Source organism: Streptomyces sp. NTH33, from assembly GCF_003236365.1.
Taxonomy (GTDB): Bacteria; Actinomycetota; Actinomycetes; order Streptomycetales; family Streptomycetaceae; genus Streptomyces.
The window spans coordinates 1-1,528 of the sequence record NZ_POTZ01000857.1; the positions used below are offsets into that span (position 1 = coordinate 1).

Annotated in this window: 2 protein-coding genes; one reads left to right on the forward strand and one right to left on the reverse strand. The window is 71.9% G+C overall.

The annotated features are described in order from the left end of the window. Positions 1-135: 135 nt before the first annotated feature. A complete protein-coding gene (locus C1I97_RS36995; RefSeq protein WP_111007248.1) occupies positions 136-1,101 on the forward strand; it encodes a tellurite resistance/C4-dicarboxylate transporter family protein in 966 nt (321 codons plus the stop codon). 3 nt (positions 1,102-1,104) lie between these two features. Here the strand turns inward: C1I97_RS36995 and C1I97_RS37000 are convergent, their stop codons facing one another. Further along, the gene (locus C1I97_RS37000; protein ID WP_111007249.1) at positions 1,105-1,458 is read right to left on the reverse strand and encodes a hypothetical protein; all 354 of its coding nucleotides are present in this window, start codon (positions 1,456-1,458) and stop codon (positions 1,105-1,107) included. Between the last annotated feature and the right edge of the window lie 70 nt (positions 1,459-1,528).

Here is a 1,528-nt window from a genome sequence, read left to right on the forward strand (position 1 = left end):
CGCGACGCCCGCAGAGGAGTCCACGACATCAACCTCGACGCAGTGGCGATCCGGCAAGTCGGGATACCAGACACCACACCGACTCTGCAGTCAACCCCCGAAGAACTTCCGAGGGCGACCACTTAGCATCGGGCCATGCCCGGCACCTCACCCTTCCGCGCCTGGTTGGCGCAGCGTCCGCCGGCGGCCGGGGCCGCCGTGATGGCCACCGGCATCGTCTCGACCGGGCTGGATCTGGCGGGCCACGAGCTGCTGTCCCTCGTGACCCTCGCGGTGGGCTGCGTCGCCTGGCTGGCGCTGGCCGCGGACTTCGTCGTACGGCTGCTGGGCGACCGGCCGCGGTGGAGGACCGAGGCGGGGACGCCCGCCGCGCTCACCGCCGTCGCCGCGACGACCGTGCTCGGCACCCGTTTCTCGGCGCTGGGGTGGCAGCCCCTCGCCGGGGCACTGCTCGCGCTGGCCGTCGTGCTGTGGCCGGGGCTCATCGTGCTGGGGGTCCGGAACTCCCGGCGGCCCATGCCCGGGGCGGTGTTCCTGAGCTGCGTGGCCACGGAGGGCCTGGCCGTGCTCGGCGCCACCCTGGCCAAGGCGGAGGGCACGGCATGGCTGGCGCACACGGCGCTGGTGTTCTTCTGGCTCGGGCTCGCGCTCTACGTCTTCGCCCTGGGCTGCTTCGACCTGCGGCAGGTGCTCGAGGGACACGGGGACCACTGGGTCGCGGGCGGGGCGCTGGCGATCTCGGCGCTCGCCGGCGCGAAGCTGATCGCCGTCGGCAGCGGTGGCCCGTACCTGTGGGACAACGACGACCGCGGTGTGCTGCGGACGGTGACCCTCGCGCTGTTCGTACTCGACCTGTGCTGGTACGCCGTACTGGCACTCGCCGAGCTGGTACGGCCCCGGCTGAGCTACGACGTACGCCGCTGGTCGACCGTGTTCCCCCTGGGCATGACGGCGGCGGCGGGCCTGTCCCTCGCGGCCGCCGCGGACGTCCCGTTGCGGGGGCTCGGGGAGGTGCTGCTGTGGATCGCGGTGGCGGCGTGGCTGGCGGTCGCCGCCGGGGCGGTGCTGGACGCGCGCGCGGAACTCAGGGCGCCGCGCTGAGCGTCACGTCCACAGCACGGCGATGAAGATGTTCGCCGTGGTCGCCAGGCCCACCAGGCCGAACATGCCCTTGTCCACCTTCTCCTCGTCCCGCTTGACGTAGACCAGGGCGAGAATCACGATCAGCAGCGCCAGCTTCACGCCGATCTTGATGTTGTTCACGTGGTGGCTGTTGGCCTCGTTGAGCCCGACCAGGACGACACCGGTGACCAGCATGGTCAGCGCGCCGTGCAGCATGGCGGGCACGAACCGGGCCGTGCCCTGGCCCATCGCCTTCACCTGGGTGAGGAAACCGCCGAGCAGCGCGGCGATGCCGACGATGTGCAGACCTACGAAGAAATGGATGAGTTCGCCCATGAGGCCGGAGCCTAGCCAGCGGCCCGGACGCCCCGGACACCGGCCCGTCCCCGTAGCACCTCGCGCGGCC